This window comes from Paenibacillus lactis, assembly GCF_017873605.1.
Classification (GTDB): Bacteria; Bacillota; Bacilli; order Paenibacillales; family Paenibacillaceae; genus Paenibacillus_AQ; species Paenibacillus_AQ lactis.
In genome coordinates this window covers 344,048-362,827 of record NZ_JAGGKI010000005.1, presented here as the reverse complement: position 1 = coordinate 362,827, position 18,780 = coordinate 344,048, and the positions used below count along the sequence as shown (strand labels likewise).

25 protein-coding genes are annotated in these 18,780 nt (G+C 41.1%); 19 read left to right on the top strand and 6 right to left on the bottom strand.

The features are described 5' to 3' along the window. Positions 1-372 precede the first annotated feature (372 nt). Positions 373-2,346, top strand: coding sequence for a stalk domain-containing protein (locus J2Z18_RS12745; RefSeq protein WP_210094790.1), 1,974 nt, complete (start codon positions 373-375; stop codon positions 2,344-2,346). Between the two features lie 482 nt (positions 2,347-2,828). Here the strand turns inward: J2Z18_RS12745 and J2Z18_RS12740 are convergent, their stop codons facing one another. Beyond that, positions 2,829-3,560 carry a MerR family transcriptional regulator gene (locus J2Z18_RS12740; RefSeq protein WP_007127773.1) on the bottom strand — a complete coding sequence of 244 codons (732 nt, stop codon included), beginning with the start codon at positions 3,558-3,560 and terminating at the stop codon, positions 2,829-2,831. 109 nt (positions 3,561-3,669) lie between these two features. Here J2Z18_RS12740 and J2Z18_RS12735 point away from each other — a divergent pair, with 109 nt between their 5' ends. Together J2Z18_RS12735 and J2Z18_RS12730 are read left to right on the top strand one after the other, a co-directional pair. Next, positions 3,670-4,374, top strand: a complete 705-nt coding sequence (locus tag J2Z18_RS12735; protein WP_007127774.1) for a CPBP family intramembrane glutamic endopeptidase — start codon at positions 3,670-3,672, stop codon at positions 4,372-4,374. Positions 4,375-4,460: 86 nt separating this feature from the next. Next, positions 4,461-4,871 carry a tyrosine-type recombinase/integrase gene (locus J2Z18_RS12730; RefSeq protein ID WP_244152622.1) on the top strand — a complete coding sequence of 137 codons (411 nt, stop codon included), beginning with the start codon at positions 4,461-4,463 and terminating at the stop codon, positions 4,869-4,871. Between the two features lie 267 nt (positions 4,872-5,138). Here J2Z18_RS12730 and J2Z18_RS12725 read toward each other — a convergent pair whose 3' ends face one another. Together J2Z18_RS12725 and J2Z18_RS12720 are read right to left on the bottom strand one after the other, a co-directional pair. Then, entirely contained in the window at positions 5,139-5,519 is a 381-nt protein-coding gene (locus tag J2Z18_RS12725) for an aspartyl protease family protein (protein WP_007127776.1), read from the bottom strand. Further along, positions 5,516-5,776: a hypothetical protein gene (locus tag J2Z18_RS12720; protein ID WP_007127777.1), complete on the bottom strand. Its 261-nt coding sequence runs from the start codon at positions 5,774-5,776 to the stop codon at positions 5,516-5,518. Before J2Z18_RS12720 ends, J2Z18_RS12725 begins: the two co-directional genes overlap by 4 nt. Before the next feature lie 292 nt (positions 5,777-6,068). Between J2Z18_RS12720 and J2Z18_RS12715 the strand changes: the two genes are divergently transcribed. Then, on the top strand, positions 6,069-6,530 hold the full coding sequence (locus J2Z18_RS12715) for a hypothetical protein (RefSeq protein WP_007127778.1): 462 nt from the start codon (positions 6,069-6,071) through the stop codon (positions 6,528-6,530). Positions 6,531-7,037: 507 nt separating this feature from the next. On the opposite strand, the gene J2Z18_RS31040 is transcribed toward J2Z18_RS12715, so the two are convergent. After that, positions 7,038-7,355 carry a ribosomal maturation YjgA family protein gene (locus J2Z18_RS31040; RefSeq protein ID WP_376773068.1) on the bottom strand — a complete coding sequence of 106 codons (318 nt, stop codon included), beginning with the start codon at positions 7,353-7,355 and terminating at the stop codon, positions 7,038-7,040. Positions 7,356-7,961: 606 nt separating this feature from the next. On the opposite strand from J2Z18_RS31040, the gene J2Z18_RS12705 reads away from it, so the two are divergent. The 3 genes from J2Z18_RS12705 to J2Z18_RS12695 all read left to right on the top strand — a co-directional run bounded on the left by J2Z18_RS12705 (position 7,962) and on the right by J2Z18_RS12695 (position 9,962). Further along, complete coding sequence (locus J2Z18_RS12705; protein WP_007127780.1) at positions 7,962-8,435, top strand: NUDIX domain-containing protein; 474 nt, start codon at positions 7,962-7,964, stop codon at positions 8,433-8,435. 225 nt (positions 8,436-8,660) lie between these two features. Beyond that, positions 8,661-9,332: a hypothetical protein gene (locus tag J2Z18_RS12700; protein ID WP_244152623.1), complete on the top strand. Its 672-nt coding sequence runs from the start codon at positions 8,661-8,663 to the stop codon at positions 9,330-9,332. A gap of 108 nt (positions 9,333-9,440) precedes the next feature. Beyond that, positions 9,441-9,962 (top strand): phosphotransferase-like protein, encoded by a 522-nt coding sequence (locus tag J2Z18_RS12695; RefSeq protein ID WP_007127782.1) that lies wholly within the window; start codon positions 9,441-9,443, stop codon positions 9,960-9,962. Positions 9,963-10,348: 386 nt separating this feature from the next. Here the strand turns inward: J2Z18_RS12695 and J2Z18_RS30775 are convergent, their stop codons facing one another. Then, the gene (locus J2Z18_RS30775) at positions 10,349-10,438 is read right to left on the bottom strand and encodes a putative holin-like toxin (RefSeq protein ID WP_260067501.1); all 90 of its coding nucleotides are present in this window, start codon (positions 10,436-10,438) and stop codon (positions 10,349-10,351) included. Positions 10,439-10,800: 362 nt separating this feature from the next. Between J2Z18_RS30775 and J2Z18_RS12690 the strand changes: the two genes are divergently transcribed. The 6 genes from J2Z18_RS12690 (at position 10,801) to J2Z18_RS12670 (ending at position 14,229) form a co-directional block, all read left to right on the top strand. After that, positions 10,801-11,289 carry a hypothetical protein gene (locus tag J2Z18_RS12690; RefSeq protein WP_007127783.1) on the top strand — a complete coding sequence of 163 codons (489 nt, stop codon included), beginning with the start codon at positions 10,801-10,803 and terminating at the stop codon, positions 11,287-11,289. Between the two features lie 224 nt (positions 11,290-11,513). Then, positions 11,514-11,870, top strand: coding sequence for a hypothetical protein (locus J2Z18_RS12685; protein WP_245255959.1), 357 nt, complete (start codon positions 11,514-11,516; stop codon positions 11,868-11,870). Then, on the top strand, positions 11,858-11,989 hold the full coding sequence (locus J2Z18_RS31120) for a PM0498 family protein (protein WP_514130577.1): 132 nt from the start codon (positions 11,858-11,860) through the stop codon (positions 11,987-11,989). Before J2Z18_RS12685 ends, J2Z18_RS31120 begins: the two co-directional genes overlap by 13 nt. 218 nt (positions 11,990-12,207) lie before the next feature. After that, complete coding sequence (locus tag J2Z18_RS12680) at positions 12,208-12,669, top strand: hypothetical protein (protein WP_167324073.1); 462 nt, start codon at positions 12,208-12,210, stop codon at positions 12,667-12,669. Between the two features lie 316 nt (positions 12,670-12,985). After that, the gene (locus J2Z18_RS12675; RefSeq protein ID WP_083832568.1) at positions 12,986-13,528 is read left to right on the top strand and encodes a GNAT family N-acetyltransferase; all 543 of its coding nucleotides are present in this window, start codon (positions 12,986-12,988) and stop codon (positions 13,526-13,528) included. A 218-nt stretch (positions 13,529-13,746) separates the two neighbouring features. Beyond that, entirely contained in the window at positions 13,747-14,229 is a 483-nt protein-coding gene (locus J2Z18_RS12670) for a GyrI-like domain-containing protein (RefSeq protein WP_007127788.1), read from the top strand. Positions 14,230-14,639: 410 nt separating this feature from the next. On the opposite strand, the gene J2Z18_RS30430 is transcribed toward J2Z18_RS12670, so the two are convergent. Further along, positions 14,640-14,687 (bottom strand): putative holin-like toxin, encoded by a 48-nt coding sequence (locus J2Z18_RS30430; RefSeq protein ID WP_244152637.1) that lies wholly within the window; start codon positions 14,685-14,687, stop codon positions 14,640-14,642. Positions 14,688-15,071: 384 nt separating this feature from the next. On the opposite strand from J2Z18_RS30430, the gene J2Z18_RS12665 reads away from it, so the two are divergent. From J2Z18_RS12665 to J2Z18_RS12645, 6 genes are all read left to right on the top strand, one after another. Next, complete coding sequence (locus J2Z18_RS12665) at positions 15,072-15,611, top strand: histidine phosphatase family protein (RefSeq protein WP_007127789.1); 540 nt, start codon at positions 15,072-15,074, stop codon at positions 15,609-15,611. A gap of 328 nt (positions 15,612-15,939) precedes the next feature. Further along, positions 15,940-16,035 carry a competence inhibitor ComI gene (gene comI / locus J2Z18_RS30425; RefSeq protein WP_007127790.1) on the top strand — a complete coding sequence of 32 codons (96 nt, stop codon included), beginning with the start codon at positions 15,940-15,942 and terminating at the stop codon, positions 16,033-16,035. A 367-nt stretch (positions 16,036-16,402) separates the two neighbouring features. Then, positions 16,403-16,618, top strand: coding sequence for a GrpB family protein (locus J2Z18_RS12660; protein ID WP_085978398.1), 216 nt, complete (start codon positions 16,403-16,405; stop codon positions 16,616-16,618). A gap of 31 nt (positions 16,619-16,649) precedes the next feature. Then, on the top strand, positions 16,650-17,300 hold the full coding sequence (locus tag J2Z18_RS12655; protein WP_007127791.1) for a lysozyme inhibitor LprI family protein: 651 nt from the start codon (positions 16,650-16,652) through the stop codon (positions 17,298-17,300). A 98-nt stretch (positions 17,301-17,398) separates the two neighbouring features. After that, on the top strand, positions 17,399-17,866 hold the full coding sequence (locus J2Z18_RS12650; protein ID WP_007127792.1) for a GNAT family N-acetyltransferase: 468 nt from the start codon (positions 17,399-17,401) through the stop codon (positions 17,864-17,866). Between the two features lie 120 nt (positions 17,867-17,986). Next, the gene (locus J2Z18_RS12645) at positions 17,987-18,535 is read left to right on the top strand and encodes an ATP-binding protein (protein ID WP_007127793.1); all 549 of its coding nucleotides are present in this window, start codon (positions 17,987-17,989) and stop codon (positions 18,533-18,535) included. Positions 18,536-18,780: the final 245 nt, after the last annotated feature.

Genomic DNA, 18,780 nt, shown 5'->3' with positions numbered 1-18,780 from the left:
ACAAGCAGCCGATTTCGGCATGCTCCCTTATTAAGTAAACAAAGACTATCGTCACATTTAAGCAGCCAGTCGCCGGTATCTAACCGGTGGCTGGCTTTTTCGTTTAGCTTGAATGCGAATCGAATACTGGATGGGACTGCGTCCCTTTTTTGCTCCGGACTTTCTAGTTAGTGGTCTTATTCGAACACATGCAGACTTTCCCACATGCATCTTGCGTAATCTGCAAAACGCCCCAAAAGGGAGCGTTATTTTTTTAGTGCTTTTTAATTAATGTCCCGCTGTTTCATGCAGGAATTTATACCTATTTTGTCGAAATCAATCGAGGTTGTTAGAAAAATATTCCTATTTGGACAGTGAAGAGAGGTCATGGAAGTGAAAAGAACGTTGTATGTTCTCGTTTTGTTCAGCTTGCTGGTGGGACTCGGATTGGCGGGGACGAACCAAGGCAGCGTCTCTGCCGAAGGGGCCGAGCTCCAGATCAAAGACATTGCGGGAAAGAATACCTATCTGATGAGTGACGGCTCCATGTGGTCCCTGATTGACGGGCGCCATAGCATTCGTACGCCAGGTAGTGTCGCAGCCATTAGCGGTTATGAGTACGGAGGCATCGGGATGACGCAGGATGGCCGCTTAGTGGAATGGGGCATCGGCAAGGGACCCCAGGTCGTTTCGGGAACAAGCGACGTGAAGCAGATTTCGGGTTCCTACTGGCTGAAGTCGGATGGTACCGTATGGAGCGGCAATGTAAAAGTAAACAATCTCAGCGGCATTCTGCTGATTGCCAATGCGGATCAGGAGCTGGCTGCATTGTCCTCAAGCGGAGAACTGCTGCTCGAGGATAACTACAAGAACGATCAATTTAAAAAGCTAGGGATCGTGGAAAGCCCGGCTTCCGTTAAATCCATGACCGTACACAGCGGACGCGTTGCCCTGCTGCATGATAACGGCGATGTGGTTGTATATGAGACGTCCAACTTCGACGATAACGGGCGGATCATCCCGGTTACCGTGGCTCAACAGGCAGCTCATATCGTTTATGTATCGAATGAGCCGACGGATCTTCTGATCGTGACACTCCAGGACGGAACCGTGTGGACCACCGGAACGTATAAAGACCGCTGGAAGCTCAAGGAGCAGATCTCGGGGCTTAGCGGGATCGTAAGGACATCCATTTACGGGAATGCGAAGGATTTGTCGGAAGGCTTCTATGCGCAGCGAAGTGATGGTAGCTGGGTACACCATAAGGATGGGCAGAACAAGAATGTGGATGTACCGGTGGTTAAAAGTTTATCCGTTGCGATATCCAATGCGACCCCTTATGTAGGAGAGTCGCTGGAAGTGAGCATCCAGGAGAACTACACCAACGGGGCCAAGATCAAGGTGCCGGTTAAAGATGCAAGCATCGAGATCGAGAAGCCGTATTTGTTGAGCGTGCAGAAGAACGGCACGTTGAAATCTGCCGGAGTCGGCAAGACGCAGATTACGGTAACATCGGGCGGCCAGTCCAAATCGGTAACGGTGTCGTCCAGCCTGCGTAACAATTTGAAATACGCGAAACAGGTCAATGGCAATGTCATGGTTCCGGCGAGATCCGTAATCCAAGCATTGGGCGGAACCTATTCGGCCAAAAGCGGAGGCGTGGAGGCGAAGTTCGGACAGACCGTGCTCTCGTTCAAAGCAGGCAGCAGCCAGGCCAAGCTGAATGAAAGCTTCATCCGTCTCAAAGCTGCGCCCATGAACGACAAGGGCGAGCTGCTCATCCCGGCCTCGGTATTATCCGACGCGCTGGGGGCTAAAACTACCTGGGATGCCAAGTGGAAGCAAGCGCATATCTCCCTTGGCAAGGATGCGACCATGACCGTGGTTTCCAGCGAAACGGCTGGATTGATCAAAAAAACGATGCAAGGCAATTTGGTTAAATTCATCGGCCGGACGTATTGGGTGAACGAATTCGAGGACCTGGAACGCTTCTCGAAATTGACGGTAACCGACATTTTGCCTGACGACAAGGGTGAATTCAACGTCATCTTCAAGACGGCATCAGGGAAAACGGTAAAAAGCTACCCAATGCGCTCTTCGGAAGTGACGCAGCTGTTCGCAGACCGTTCCTCCTTATTAACTTACGACCCTTATAAAAAATACAAATGGTCCGCGTCCATCTGGAAGCAGATTAAGGCCGGACAGGTTTCCCTCGGCATGACGAAGGAGCAGGTACAGCTGTCATGGGGCAACCCGGCTGCCAAAGACATTACCTCCGGCGGTGGAAAAACCATTGAAACGTGGGGATATTCCAATTTCAATATCGTTTCCTTCGTGAATGGGAAAGCTATTTTGATCATCATGTAAGCTAAATAAGATGAACTAAAGAAAGGAGCGAGTCAGGAAGAGTGGAAAATGATTCTGAAGAAACGGTAGTGGTCGTCTTGTGAGCGGATTTCTACTGATTTTGAATGAATACAATCAAAAGAAATCCGGGAACAACAGCGATCGCAAGAACATTTCACACGGCTGCCCTATCGCATCCAAACAATAGTTCAACTTATATAGACAAGCAGAGGCTTCGAAGCACGGAAGGCCTGCAGCCCGGTCATGGAAATGATGGGCTGGGGGTCTTTTTTTGTGTAATCTTCACGTCTTTCTGCAGTGCTGTTGGTTCTGTAACTGAGTCTGAGGACCGGCCTGCGGCGGGGTACTTGTTTTTGTGCTGGTTTTGTTACTGCCCCGCACCGTTACTACAAAATCCCGCGCGCGCTACCAGTCATATTTTCGCTCCCTTCTGTTTCAAGAAGAGGTTCCTTGCTGCGATTTATGGAGATGGCTAATGGAAGTCAGTCATCATGGGATGCAAGGCATGCCTCCACGAAAATAAGCACTTCTTCCCGGATCGGGGCGAGTCCATACTTCGCCGAGGCTGGGTCCCTGCGCAGTTCCCAAAACTTATCCATCAGCTTCCGGTCGCCGCCGAAGGTAAGCACGGACAGCCGCTCGATTTCTTCGGCAATTGCTCTTCCCTCACAGGATTCCGGTTTCTGACCTTTCCGTAAACACTGCTCGACCCGGGCAATGACCTGTATCCAACTGCTCGTCAGATCATCGCTGTCCTCCAGGCGAGGCAGCTTCGTCTTCAGTACATCCAATTCGTCCTCTTCAAAAAAATGTTCCCAGCTTACGGTACGCTCCTTCGATCCTTTTACCAGCGGCAGCAGCGTTTCCCACCGGAGTTTACCCTCGGCTTCAAGCAAATTCAGCAACGCATTCGTGTTATTCAGACTTTCCTGCAGATGTTCCAGCTGGCATTTCAAATGCTTTCGGTGAGCCTCGAGAATCTGTCCGATGGATAGTTCATCAAGCATTTGCCGGATCTCATCCAGCGGAAGCGACAAGGACTTCAGCAGCGATATTTTTTCAAGCCGCAATAAATCCTCTTCGGTGTAAAGCCGTCGGCCGCCTGCTTCCTTTTTGCCAGGAGTTACGAGCCCGATCTGGTCGTAATAGCGTATGGTACGGATGGACACCCTTAGTTTTGCGGCCACTTGTCCGGTGGTCCATGTTTGACTCATAGCGTACAGTCCCCTCTTTCTTATCGTTTAAAATTCGTGCTTGCAGGTTACGTTGCGTAACCTTGTAGACTACATTTTAACCGAAGGATAAATTAGGGGGAATCGCAAAATGAAAGCAAACCATAATCAAGTTTGGGCAAAAGATCCTTGGTCAGCCAAAGAGCTGATCATCATGGTTTTATTGTCTTTTGTACTGGTGCCATGGCTGGTCGAAGTCAAATTATACGCTTTGCTGGAAAAATGGCTGGGCAACGCGTTGTATGCGGGTACGCTAATGGGATTTGTCCTGAGCATCGTGTACATGGCAAGCCTCTATTTTATAGCGCTTTATCCGGATAAAGCCGGATGGTCCGAGGTGGGGCTTCGTTCTTTTCCGCGCAAGTATTGGAGGGACATTCTGCTGTGGTCCGTTGCGGTGCTGGCGCTCGGGACGGTTATGCTGCTGCTGATGACGCTGCTTGGTGGCGGATACGAAAACAGCAAAACCGAAAATTTGCAAACCCATGCCAATGTTCTTGGCATCCTGATCGCAGTTGCGGTCGGAGGCATCATTTCGCCAATTTATGAGGAAATATTGTATCGAGGCTTTCTCTACCGCTGGTTTCGGACGCGTTACGGGGCGGGGTGGGCCCTCTTCCTTAGCTCCTCACTGTTTACGATCGCCCACATCCCGACTTATAACACGCTTCCTCTCAATTTTGCGAGCGGTCTGATTTTCGCCTGGACGTATGAAAAAACGGGTTCCGTGATCCCCGGCATAATCGTTCACGGGTTGACCAACACAGTTGGGGTGCTGCTAACGGTGTTTGCATAAATTGTATGCCGTTATGTGCGGGGCCCACAAAATGAGCAGGCTGTAATCCTTGCGGTTACGGCCTTTTTGCTGTTCCATCTCGTCAGGTGTTGGGACACGTACACAACCTGAAACATAAGGCCATATTGTATCTGACGTATTCCTCCGGCCTACGGGTTAGTGAGGTGGTTCGTTTAAAACCAGGAGACATCGACGTGGAGCGTTATTTACTCAAGGACAGGCAGGCAAAAGGAAAAAAAGACCCCTATACTATACTTTCGCAATCTGCGCTTGATGTTCTTCAGAAATACATTGAACAACACCCTCCTCAGAAATGGTTGTTTCCCGGCCAAGCCGAAGAAAAGCACATAACGGAAAGAATGGTACAAAAGGTGTTTGAACAAGCATTGCTGCAATCCAACTTGCAAAAAAAGGCCAGCCTGCACACACTACGTCATTCGATTGCAACCCATTTGCTTGGGCAGGCACGGACTTGTGTTACATTCAGGAACTTCTAGGTCACGAAAGCAGTCGCACGACGGAACGATACATGTTAATCTAAACGTCCGCTGGATCTGTAGGGAGAGGAAGGACTAGGATTTAGAATGTTTGAATTTTGGCGTGGCTTGTCTTAATGCAATAGCTTCGCTAATTCTGCAACTATTCAGGTGTTTACGAAATACGGTAATATTCATATTATGGTAGTATTAGCGAAGTGCGTAGATATGGAGTTATATGCAAGTTAAGTGCGTAGATTTGGAGTTATGTGCAAGTTCGTTAAACCTTTATGAAATAACTAATTTCTCGAAATCTATTTTTAAACCATATTTGTAAAGAAAGTCGACACCCAATATTGCATCGAAGCCATATGGTTCTTTGGTAAGTCCTAGTTGGATAGTAAAATCTTTAAGCACAATGTTATCAATAGAGAGATCTGAAATAATTTGCTGATAACATAATTCACTTAAACCACCTACTCCATACATCCGTACCGATTTTCCGTTGATAAAGTCTATATCTATCCCAATTGGTTCAACAACATCAGTATCAAAAATAGTTGTGGAGCATCCGGTATCCAAGAGTACATTATTCAGAAGAGTTGATTTATTATTGTAAGATAAAGGGAGAGAAACAATAGGCAAACCATTTACAAGATGGATTTTCATCGAAGGCCTCTAATCCCGGTAAAGGGTTGCTCGATGACTTCAATACATTCATTTCCGGTGTAAAAAACATAGAGTTCTCTAGTTGGTTCTAACATATGAAGTTTCTTATATGAAGCCCATGCACGCTTAGGGTCGTCATAATCAGCAACAACTGACATTTCTTCAATTGTTCTTATATGGTTATTTGAATGAGTGGCAAGAGCTTCAATTAGAATCCAACGATTAGGGTAGATTTCACGGATATGGCTCCATTTCATACATGAACACCTCCGAAAATACTTATATATTCATTGTACAACCCCATCTTGAAACATTCAATGATAGTGAGTTCGAAGGAGAACGAACCAGCGTATAACATCGTTTTCCTGCTGCGTCGCGTCCGCTCCTTGATCTGCCAGAGGATTTTCGATGAGGATAATCAGGGCAGACAACCCTGCGAGGCTAAGTGGCGGAGCCACCCTGTCGCTACGCTCCTTTAAGCCTCTCGGGTTCAGGAACACATAAACGTTATACGAAAGTCTCTAAATACATTCAAAATAGGGGGAACTCATGGATATCATAATGAATCTTCAACCCCATGGTTGGTTAGATATATCGATAACTTCCAGTGAAGGTGAAATAATCGAAATTCCAGTTTCATTTTTGACCGATTCAATTCATGAATTAGCCGATAAGTCCTCCCTTCTGGATAAGGATTTCAATGAAGTCATAATTACAATGCAGACAGAACCAGGTGAATTCAGGTTCAAAATAACGAGAATCACAAATTCGTTATGTAATTTTCAGGCATATGAAATGAGTGATAACTTTAGTTGCGAATTAAATGAAGAAGGCAAACTATTAATAACAGAACAATTACAAACAATTAGGCCACTTAGAATAATACATAGAGAACTAACCAAAATGAAGGATCTAGGATTTAAGGAACTCCAAGAAAGATGGAATTCAGAATTTCCTCTAAATGCATATGAAAAACTTAGAAATACGATAGATAATTTAAAGCAATTTTGAAAGTAATTCAGAGAAGAGAGACCTTCGTCTAACACCATATTCACGCTTCGGGCCATTCGGCCCTTGGTCCGGCAGGAGTTAGAAGTGAATTCGGAGAGGCATTTCAGTAGCAAGGAAGCATATTCAGCCGGACACACCCGCACCATCTAACCGCATCGAGGCCGTCCCGTTGGGACTTAAGGTGGTTGGCGTCGCGAATACAAGAACGTTAGGTGAAATCCCAGTAATACTATGATAGAGTGAATTCGATGGAGTTAATAGAAATCAAGAAAAACTTATTTACTACGCCTTAGGAATACTAACTGGCTCATTATTATTTCTGCGGATGCAAAACCGCGGTGGTTATTTGCGGAGCTCCATTTATTTCTTGACTGAGCCGGGGGAAGTATAACTTCTTGGATTGATGTTTCCCCTTAGTAGGGTGAAAACTAAAAGAAAGACCCGTGTAAGGAAGTCTCTCTCTATAGTCGCACTTCTTGTACAACTCAATTGATACTTGCTGCATTCTTAGTACGTGCGGATATGGGTGTTTTTCGGCTTCTTAATTATTTTCGTATCGATGATGAAAGCAACAATACCTCCAATTGTATATGCGATCATATCCATAGGGTCGAATATAGAACCAATTATTAGCTGTGCAATTTTATTGTGTTGAAGACCTAGAATTGAAGCAAAGTGAAAATACTGCAGCACTTCTGTGATAAAAGCCAATACAAGAGTAAAGATTACAACATAAATCGAATTAAAATCTTTCAGAGTCATAATAAAATAATATATAAAAACTACAATAATAACATCCCCAACCAATCCTCTTATGAACGGCATTTCACTAAAGAGCAAAACTATAAGTATACAGAAAATAATACACATTAAGGAAAGGCTAAAGTAAACTAGTCTTCTACTCATAAGTACACCTCTGTTTCTTGTATGAGAAATGACATCAGAGAAAAAATTTTTATAGTTATTTTATAAGGTGAAGTATATCCTATTAACTCAGTAGTGCCAATCGTCGGTTCATACATAAAGAAGGCTTCGGATTAACGAGATCTCAATGGCAGGGCCGGCCAGTTTAAATAAATTAGCAATGCCAGAAATTCGATGTGGTCTGACAAATTACAATAGGGAAGAGTAAAAAAAATAATCTATTGAGATCACTGTGTGCAGATTATAGATAAAGAGAAGGGATGTAGCTCGAATAAGACAGGGACATCACCTAACAACATATTCACGCTTCGGGCATTTGCCCTCGGTCCGTCAGAGGTTAGATGGGATTCTAGGAGGCATTTCAGCAGCAGGGAAGCGGAATCTACTGTACATATCCACACCACCTAACCGCATCGCGGCCGCCTTTCGGGCTTAAGGTGGTGGGACGTCGTGAACACGGGAACGTTATACGACGTTCTACTAATATATAAAAGAAGGAGATATTGAATGCGCATAATTAAAATAGATAAAGACATTGATTGGCTTCCAAAACCTAACCAGATCACAACGATTATATCTGACGTTATGCCTGATAGGCATTTAATAACCTGTTCATTCGTTCTAGCATTTTCAAATGAAGAAATTATTCTAACTGATTTGCATGCTAGAGGCTGGGATATACCAGGTGGACACATTGAACGAGAAGAATCTGCAGAAGAAGCAGTAATAAGAGAACTATACGAAGAGACAGGAGCAAAGATACATGACCTGAGGCTATTGGGGTTTGTGGAAATTGAAATGTTCGGAGAGAAACCAGACAATTACAAATACCCTTTTCCTAAGAACTATATGGTATTCTTCTGGTCTAATATCATTCATTTAGATGATATTCAACCGAATGATGAGATTCGCGGACGAGGACTAATAAAACCTGAACAGGTATTATATGTTCCTTGGATAATGGATAATTACGAGTTATAAAGAGGCGCTTAAAAGGGCGAAATTTCAGAAGTCATAGCAAGTATTTCGAGGAAGCGTAGATCGTCGCATAACATCGTATCTACATACGGGCCAAGGGCCATTGGTTCGCAAGTTGAATAAGGCAGAGGAGTGGAATCAGCTCACAACCCTACGAGGCTAAGTCCGTCGGACCCGGTCTCTGACGCTCCCTTAAGCCTCTCGGGTTCGTAGATACAGGAACGTTATGTGAAATCATCTGTAGAACATGTAAAACCAGGAGGAACAATGCCACCATATTTCTCAGTGCACTATTCATTTCCTTATGATTACTTCTCCAGTAATTTTACGAAGAATGTTTATGAAACTATATTTGAGTTCTTCCCTTTTAAATCGGGTTATTGGGAATCTAAGAATAACAGCCTTGAAGAAATCATATCGTGGAACTCTAAGTTACTGTCTAAAAAATTTAAGTTGGGGCTCAATCAGCACGTAAAAAATGATTACAAACAAATGTTGTTGCACTCTGATCAATATAGTCATTTGAGATTATTTTGGATTTATCACTCAAACGAAATTACATTACACCTGATATTACCTGAAGACGAGGTTGAGTTAAATGATAATACTTGGAGATTTGATGGGTCACAACTTGCCCCTTTATTACAACTTTCGATAAGACTTTGGAATAAACATAGAGTCAATACTGTACAAACATATAGAGAACTGGGTGCCCCGGTTAATTTGAGAAGGATTTTAAAGGGAGAGCTAGCATCAACAGATCCATTTTCAATAATAGGCTCTGAGCCTTTTGAAAAGCTGGAAAGACTAGAGAGTAAATACAAAACAATAATGATAGATAAAGGTGCTCTAATAATTGAACAAGATTATGCAAGTTTATTCAATGAAGACACCGGCTAAGTCTGACGACCCGCCCTACGGGCTTAAGCCGGTGAGGGTTCGTGAACACACGAACGTTATCAGAAACCCCCGAAATCTTATAAAACATAACAAAGGAAGATGAGAAATATGGATAAAGGGAGAATTATATTTTTGAATGGCGTAACAAGTTCAGGTAAAACTTCAATAGTAGAAGCTATGCAAACTTACTCTGAACCATTTTTTTATGTTGTTGCCAATGATTTTTTTGAAAATACGATTGGTGATAAACATCTGCGGAAAGATTACTGGAAGTACTTAAGTGAAGTAATAATAATGATGTATTACACAGCAAGATTATTTTCGGATAGTGGAAAGAATGTTTTAATCGATGGGATACTTGTTGAAAGACCTGAGTTAAATCCACATTACGATAAGGTCAAAGATATTTTTAATGGGTATCCTTTAGATATAGTTGAGGTGTATTGTCCTTTAGATCTTTGTCGTAAGAGAAGTATAGAACGTGGTGACAGAAGAGAAGATCAATCAGATGAGCAAAATAAAATAATGTCAAAGAACATTCGCTATAGCTGTTCAGTCGATACGAGTTTGAATACGCCAGAAGAATGTGCAGAAATTATTATCAAATCATTATTCAAAAATAATAAATAGTCGTAAATAGTATGTTAGCGACTCAAATAAGCAGGGGCATGGATAACAACGTGTTCCAGCTTCGCGGCTTACGCCGCTCGGTTTGCCCGAGGGAATTCAAGGAAGCATAATCAGGCAGACACATCGATTCTAAGTTAAGAGCTATCTAAGGGGAATCGACGTCAGGAACACAAGAACGTTAAGCGAAATTACTGCAGACAACATTACAGACCCTATAGATAAAAATAATCAACAAAACCTATAAAAGCGTTATAAAATGAGTTATACTGAGGTAAGAATAAGTAAGGAGCCGTGCGCGAACACGACTCCTAAGCACAATAACTGCATAAAGAGCAGTCGGCCGCTAAGTGGTGGTCGAAATAGACCGTTACCTTAGGGAGGGCGGTCTATTTCTTTTTCATGTAGGTAAGAAGCGCCAAAATGAACATGCCAAACATGAGCATTAAGGTGAGAGCATCTTTAACCTCCACGGGCATCACCTCCCTTCCGGGAGACTAGCCGACCGTCCTTCAAGCCGCATATTGTACCAGAAAATTATAACATATAAGACATGATGAAATACCATAAAAATACTATAAATAACTAGAATACATAGGAAACAATATAAATCTGTAAAACTTATATGAGAATGTAAATACAAAGAAGGCAGTAACACCACTTAACAATGCATCTATGCTGCGGGGCATTTCCCCCTTGGTTGTCAGAAGCAAGCTCATAGACGTTAACTCAGACAACACACGACCCGACCTAAGATAAGAGCTATCTAAGGCCGGGTCGCGTCATAGATCCGGAAACGTTATCTGCAATTCCTCAAAACCTATAAAAGGAACTATAAGATATGAACAATCATAATGATGAGAAATATGCATTAGAAGAAGCAGCAGTTAGCATATATATGAACCTATATAATCTAAACCACAAAGATAAGTTGGAAATAGCAGAAAGACGTGAGTGTCCGGATTTTGTACTAAAAAACGAGAAAGGCGATTTCATGGGTCTTGAAGTAGCTCACTTATTTTATAATTCCGAAGAAGCAAAAATGATACTAGGCAGATCTACAAACGAAATACATGGATTAGAAAACTCCAAAGATTATATAGAAACACTAAATGGACTACTAAAACAAAAAGAAAAGAAGATACTTAAGTACGAAACTATATATCCAATAACACTATTAATTAGAAATGCCTCCCCTATATTTGGAATGAGTTGCTTTCTAAGAGAAAAAAACTTGATATATAAGCCAAGTAAATATACGAATGTATGGTTTGTCTCGAAGGATGGAAACTACAACGATTGGTTAATGAAAGACTTACTTACTGTTTAGTCGAAGAAGTGAGGAACAGCAGATAACATCACATTCACGCTGCGGGCTCTGACGGCCCCTTGGTCTGCAGAAGATAAGGCGAGGAAGTTGTGGCTGCAGACAACCCTGCGAGGCTAAGTCTTCGACCCGGCGCTACGCGCCTTAAGTCTCTCGGGTTCGTAAATGTAGAAACGTTAGTTGAAATTCGACAATCCGATAAATAGAGATTTTGGAGTTGATCAATTATGGAAAGATTGAGTGGAAAAGAAGTGAATAGTGTGGTCGCTTATATTGGAGTCAGCGGTGGCTACTTAGGAAACTTTTCATACGCCTCTCACGCTGAATTCTATCCTGCATATTGTGGCTTAGATATTGATCCTAGTGAATTTAGTGGAACAACAAGAGAAAAATTTATAGCAATATTATCTCAAGCAGATCCATTAGTTCAGTCAAAAATTATACAAGGAGTAATCGACAAATATCCTTTAGAACATTTTGAGGATCGGTTTACTGATGGGCATTTAACTGAAGGAGAATTCAAACAAAAACAAAGAATTCATGCAAGCATGTTATCATGGATACCTGATTTATACTTATCTTAACTTATCATGACGATGACACAATTTTACGTTTTCATAGATTAAGAGAATCAGAGGAGATTTGGATAAACATTAATAATATAGAGGATTTTGAAGAAGGGATCATTATTAGGAAAGTGTAATCAAAGCAGGCAGATACATCGCCTAACATAGTATCTACGCTGCGGGCTTTGCCCTTGGTTCGCAAGAAGTGGTGGGCGGAGAAGCTGAATCAGCTCACAACCCTGCGAGACTAGGTCCACTGGACCCGGCGCATATGCGCCTTAAGCCTCTCGGGTTCGTTAGATACCTAAACGTTAGGTGAAACCCCTGCTAAATACTTGATAAAGGCGGTGAAAGATTGAAGAGGCATCTTTTTATTATACTTTTTCTTTCAGTCTTTGTTTTCAGTTCTTGCTCGAATAAAGAACCAAATAATAGTACACCGTCTGAACCGATGCCTCTTGATCCTTTCCCGATCGAATTAAGTGCTCGACTTAGTATTTATTCAGTTGACGTAGGAAATAAGGAAGCATTTATAAAATTGATAATGACAGTGAATAGGAATACTGAATTGCACAGAAATGTAGAACTTCAATATAAAATTTATTCTCTTCATGATGGGAAACAAACTGAAAAGCTGAATAAAACAATATTGGACGAAGAAATTGACTTACATGTAAAAGAAGAAATAATTGAGGATATTTATTTGACGGATCTTGGCAAGTACAAAATTGAAATTGATGCACAATACGAGTCATGGGGTCAGAATAAGTTTTTTACTCTTAGTTTTGATGAACAAGGAATTAATATCACGCAATAAGATCGGATTTATAAAGATATGTTGTAAGTAAATCAGTAAAGGCAGGGGCATCACATAACAATATGTTCACGCATCGTCGGACAAGCCGCCTCGGTCGCCAGGAGATAAGTCGGGGAAGTGCATTCAGGCGACACATCCATTCACCCAACCGCATCGCGGCAGTCCGAGATCGTGCTGGTCGCACGACTCGTGCAGCTTAGGTGAATGGACGTCGTGAATACAGAAACGTTATAGGAAATCAGCGCGTAATAAAACAATTATTTCTTAGATGATGTCTTTGAGGTGAAGAATATTATGAAACCAATACAAGTTACCTATATTAACAGAGAGACTTAGGATTAGAAAGCTGACTAGAGAAGATTGTGATAATATTTATAGTCTTTGTCTTCAGAGTAAAACAAATGATTGGCCTTCTGGCTGGAATATGAGTAAGGAAGAGGCTTCTAATTTTCTTGACTGGCAGATCAACAAGTACGAACGCTTTGACGTAATCAATGATATGGTCCCTTTAGCCATTGAACTTTTGGAAGATTCAACATTCGTGGGACATTGTCATATTGGTGTTATTGATGAATTGAAAGAGACTGAAGTTGCTTATGGTATATCAAAGCAGCATAGAGGAAATGGGTATGCTACAGAAGTAGCAGTAACATTAACAAATTGGGCAATAGAAACCTTTAATCTTCCATATGTAGTGGCCACAATTTCGGTAGATAATACTCCATCATTGAAAGTTATTGAAAAAGCTGGTTTTATAAATAATGGGATGAAGGAACTTAAGAACTACTGTGATGAAAAAATAGCATTTAACTATTTTAGATTCTATAAAGATGATTTCAATAAATCTAATGAAAGTTGATCGAAGAAGGCGCTAACATCCTATAACACAATATCTACGCTGCGGGCCACGCCCTTGGTTCGTTAGAAGTGGTAAGCAAGGATGCCGAATCAGCTCACAACCCTTCGAAGCTAAGTCCAATCGACCCAGTCGCTGGCGCCCCTTTTTAAGCCTCTCGCGTTCGTAGATACAGGAACGTTAGGCGAAACCGCCAGAAGAATAACGATGAGGTGATCACAATGAAGGTAGAAATCATAGAAACAAAAGATATCACGACATATGTTGGGATTCGAGCAACTGCCTATATCTCTATGCTGGGAGAGAATATAAATAAAGGTTTCCTTGAATTAACGAGAAGAAGGGAAGAAATACCAAACGTTAAGAATCCGAATGTCACCTTTGGAATAACCCCGCCTAACTATAAAGAGAACCAGGGACTGGTGGACTTCTATTGCTGCTATGAAGTTGAGCCATTCAGTAAATTGCCCAATGAGATGGTACATATCCATCTACTTCCTAGAACTTATTCATTAACACACTACGTTGGTCCGATTAGTCAGACAGAAACTGCATATGAGTATACTTCAAGATGGATACATAAAAATGGATATACGTATGATGATGTGGCATATTACTTTGAGAAATACGATGAGAAAACAATAATAGAAAATGATAATGAGAAGAATGAAATCAAGATATATTGTCCAGTAAAAAAGATATAATGAGGGTATTTCAGGGCGGCATCTCCTAACAACGCCATTCACGCTGTCGCCCCCTCGGTCCACTGGAGGCATTTCGGGGAAGCAGCTTCAGTTCAGCGGACAACACCTGCGAGGCGAAGTCTTCGACCCGGCGAGGCGACCACTTCGTTTTATCGCCGTGGAAGCTTAAACCTCTCGGGTTCGTGAATGCATAAGACGTTAAGTGAAATTACTGCAATCAACATTACAGACCTTATATAAAAAATATTCAACAAAACCAATAAAAGCGTTATAAATTGAGTTATACTGAGGTAAGAATTAAGTAAGGAGCCATGCTGGAACATGACTTCTAAGCACAATAACTGCATAAAGAGCAGTCGGCCACGTAAGATGGGTCGGAAATAGACCGTTATCCTAGCCAGGGCGGTCTATTACTTTTTCATGTAGGTGAGCAATGCCAGAATGAACATGCCGAACATGAACATTAAGGAAAATGCATTTTTGACCTCCATGGGCATCACCTCCCTTCTGGGAGATTAGCCGACCGCCCTTAAATCCGTAAATTGTACTAGAGAATTTTAACATAGAGGACATGATGAAATACTACTAAAATACTATAAATAACTAGAATACATAAGAAAAAATATATCTGTAAAACTTATATGAGAATGTAATACAGAGAAGGCAGAAACATCACTTAACAATGCATCTAAGCTGCGGGGCATTAGCCCCTTGGTTGCCAGAAGCAATCCCATAGGCGTATATTCAGACAGCACGCGGCCCGACCTAAGATAAGAACTATCTCAGGCCGGGTCGCGTCATAGATGCGGTGGCGAGATAAATAATCAAAACGGAGACTTGAAATGATTGGAATAGTAAGGCATTTTAAGGTCACATATAAACCTGAGAACAAATGGATGACAGCTAAACAATTTAATAATTGGGTAGAAGAATATGATAAAGCAGAAATACAAATCGCAAATAATATTAGTAACGATAGGAAATGGGATGTATGTTATTGTAGTAACCAATCTCGAGCAACTAGAACGGCCAAGGTAATTTTTGATGGTGAAATTATTATTACTGATCAACTAAGAGAAATAGGAATTACAGCAGTAAGTAAATCAAAAATAAAACTTCATCTCACTATTTGGCTGATCCTAGCTCGAATAGCTTGGTTTTTGTCGCATAAGTCACAAGAAGAGAGCAAGTTACAAACTCTTAGTAGAGCTAAGCTGATATTAGATGAAATAGAACAAAAATATTCAGAAACAAATGTATTAATAGTAAGTCACGGAGCATTTATTAAAACTTTAACAAAAGAGTTGGATCGCAGAGGGTATAAGGGGAAGGTAGATATAAAGCCTAGAAACGGGAAATTATATACATATAATAAACAATAATTTGTTAAGTAACTCGAAGAAGCGCCATACATCATATAACAATATAATCTCGCATCGGAACCTGTGACTCCTCCGTCCGCGAGAAGTATCGGCAGGGTGGTAGATTCAGCGGACACATCCGAACCGACTAACCGCATCGCGGCCGCTGCTGGCTCAGCCTTAAGTTGGTGGGAGGTCGTGAACACGGAAACGTTATCAGAAATTAACGACATCTAAACCATAAAAATATCGAACGATTGTTCTTCACCCCATTGGGAGATAATGGTACAATAGGAAGGGCAATTGAATCTTGGGTGGGCATGGTTTCCCTTCGAAAGGAGGTGAATCCATGCAAGTTAAGGATGCACTGACGATCATGTTTCTATTTGGATCGTTTATTCTTGCCCTTTTAACATACCTCAATTCCAACAACAAGAAAAAGTAAAAACCCACCAAAAGTTAGCGCCCAGGTGGGTTTTTGTTCCTATTCGACTCAGAAGGGGAGTCCCATCCAAGCCAATTGTCAAGCCGAGTGTTTGCCGCACTCGGCATCTTTAAAAGTATGATAACACAATTGGAAAAAGAAGTGAACCTGGAAAATACATAAACGAATAAAGCGGAACCTGGTAAAAAATTAGATAATCACCCCTTATTTGAGGACAGCCGCAAAGGAGCGTTAACTCCGTCTAACACCGTATTTACGTTGCGGCACCTTCGTTCCCTGGGGCCGCCCGGGGTTTATCAAGGAAGTGAATCAGGTGGACAACCCTGCACTAAGCGGAACTAGTCCACAAATCTTAGCGGAGGTTATTATGTCAGGTCCGATTATTGTAGTACCCTATAATCCTTCTTGGAAAGAAGAATTTAAAAGTATTGGTTTAGAGATTCGACAAGCACTTGGCGAGCTAGCTATTCGAATAGATCATATCGGCTCAACTTCTATTGAAGCGCATCGCGGCCGTTCCCTGCGGTCACTTAAGTCGGTGAGGGGTCGTGAACACAGGGACGTTATGCGCCATTACCGGTAAATATTATGGATAATATTTAAGGAGATCGTTTATGAAGAGTAAGATACTCTTATTATTTTTTATTACGATCGTGTTTTCATCTTGTCAGAATATTAGTCAATCGACTACCTTGAACAGCGAAACTAAATCAATAAAGAATTCTGAACTGCCTTCCGATGTGGTGAGTACAGGTAATGAAACAGAATCAAAAAAAATATCTGAAGGTCGATCAGATCCTGCTAACAATAAATTGTTATCCATGAGCATTGGGAACTATGAATTGACTGGGGAATTTTATGATGAAATGCTTCGAAATCCTATAGATCATGATTATGAAGTGGAATTTAATGAATTTCAAAATTCCAAAGAGATTACAACATTGGGATGGGGGGCGTTGGAAAGCAAATATGCAGAGACTTGGGATAAAGAGTTGAATCAAATATATAAGAAGCTTCTTTCTAAGTTGGATAAAGAACCAAGAAAAGCACTAATTGAATCGCAAAAAGAATGGTTACAGTATCACTTAAGGGAAACAAAATTTGTAGAGAAGACATTTATTAATAATGGTAACCTTGGATCACAAGGATCGGTAAGCCTAGGCAGGGTTATACGGGAGAGAATTAGGGAAAGAACAATGCAATTATTTGAATATCGATATTTGCTAGATGGTGAAGTTGAGTTTTTATACCAAAGTGAAAAATAGAGTTGGAATCTTGATCAAAGGTTTTTAGGTTATCGGTAATCAGCGCAACGATAATATGAATAACCCAACTGTGGTTTTATTATTGGAGGATAACAGTCATGTCTCAAGTCATACTAAAAAAGATTACTTCTGAGAACTGGAGAGAAGCTATTGAATTATCTGTAAGTGTGGAACAACAAAGATTTGTTGCTTCGGTAACACCTCCCGCTGCAATTGCTCTTGCGAAGGCTTATATCAGACCGGATGGTAGGATAGTAGAACCTTATGGGGTCTACAAACAAAATCAAATGGTAGGCTTCTTCAATTTGCACTATACACCTGCTAGTAAAGAAGATTATTGGCTCTTTCATTTTTTTATTGATCAAAGGTTTCAAAGAAAGGGAATAGGAGCAGAAACGATAAACACGCTAATTAATTTCATTAAAGAATTTCATCCTAATTGTCATCGCATTAGATTAACAGTGCATCCTAACAATGATGCCGGAATAAAATTTTATACAAAGCTTGGATTTACTTCAGAAAACACTCTTACGTATGGTGAACCTACATACTCTATTGTATTTTAGATTTATTTTAAAAATAAATTGACACCCAATGACAGTCTTGAAAGTTGATTCAAAGAAGTTATCTGAAAGATTGGCAAAAACATTATAGTGTTCATCAGATCATTGATTGGAGAGTATTTTATGAGGCGCCTGGTAATCATGACGGTTGGAAAAACGCATAGTGGAAAGACCACTTTTGCTAAAGAATTAGAATCTGTATTACAACAAGCCGTTGTTATTGATCAAGATAATCATGCTGAATTTATTAATAGCCATTATAAGAAACTTCGCCCTATAGAGGGTCCTAACACTTTAAAGTTCTCTGTAACTAATGCGATTGTTAAGTACGCTATTGAGGAAAGCAATTTCCACATTATCTTGAGTAATTCCAATTTAAGTAAATCCGGAAGAACAAATGTACTCCGACACTTTCAGGACAAAGGATTTGAAAGCATTATCGTTTACTTTGATCTACCAACAGATTTACTGAAAGAACGTGTAATAAAAACTCAAAGAAGTAAAGCTATATTTAGAAGTGCTTCGAGCTTTTTGGAAGTATTGGAGAGACAAGAAAATTCGACATTAATACAACCTAGTAAAGATGAAGCGAATTATCTATTTGACATTAAGGACTCCAGTAGTACCATGGAAATTATTCAACAAATAAAAGTTATTAGTGAATTTAGATAATTCGAAGAAGGCCGATCCATAAGATAACCAACATATTCATGCTTCGAACCTAGTGGCTCTCGGGCCGGTGGGAGTGAATAAGCAAGTAAGCAAAATCACCCGAACACATCCATCTCCCTGTGATAAGAGCCATCTAAAGGAGATGGACGTCGTGAATACAAGAAACGTTAGATGAAATCTCCGGAAAGAGCATTGTAAGACAGATAAGTACAACTTTAGTTTCAGTAAGTCAAACAAGAAACAGC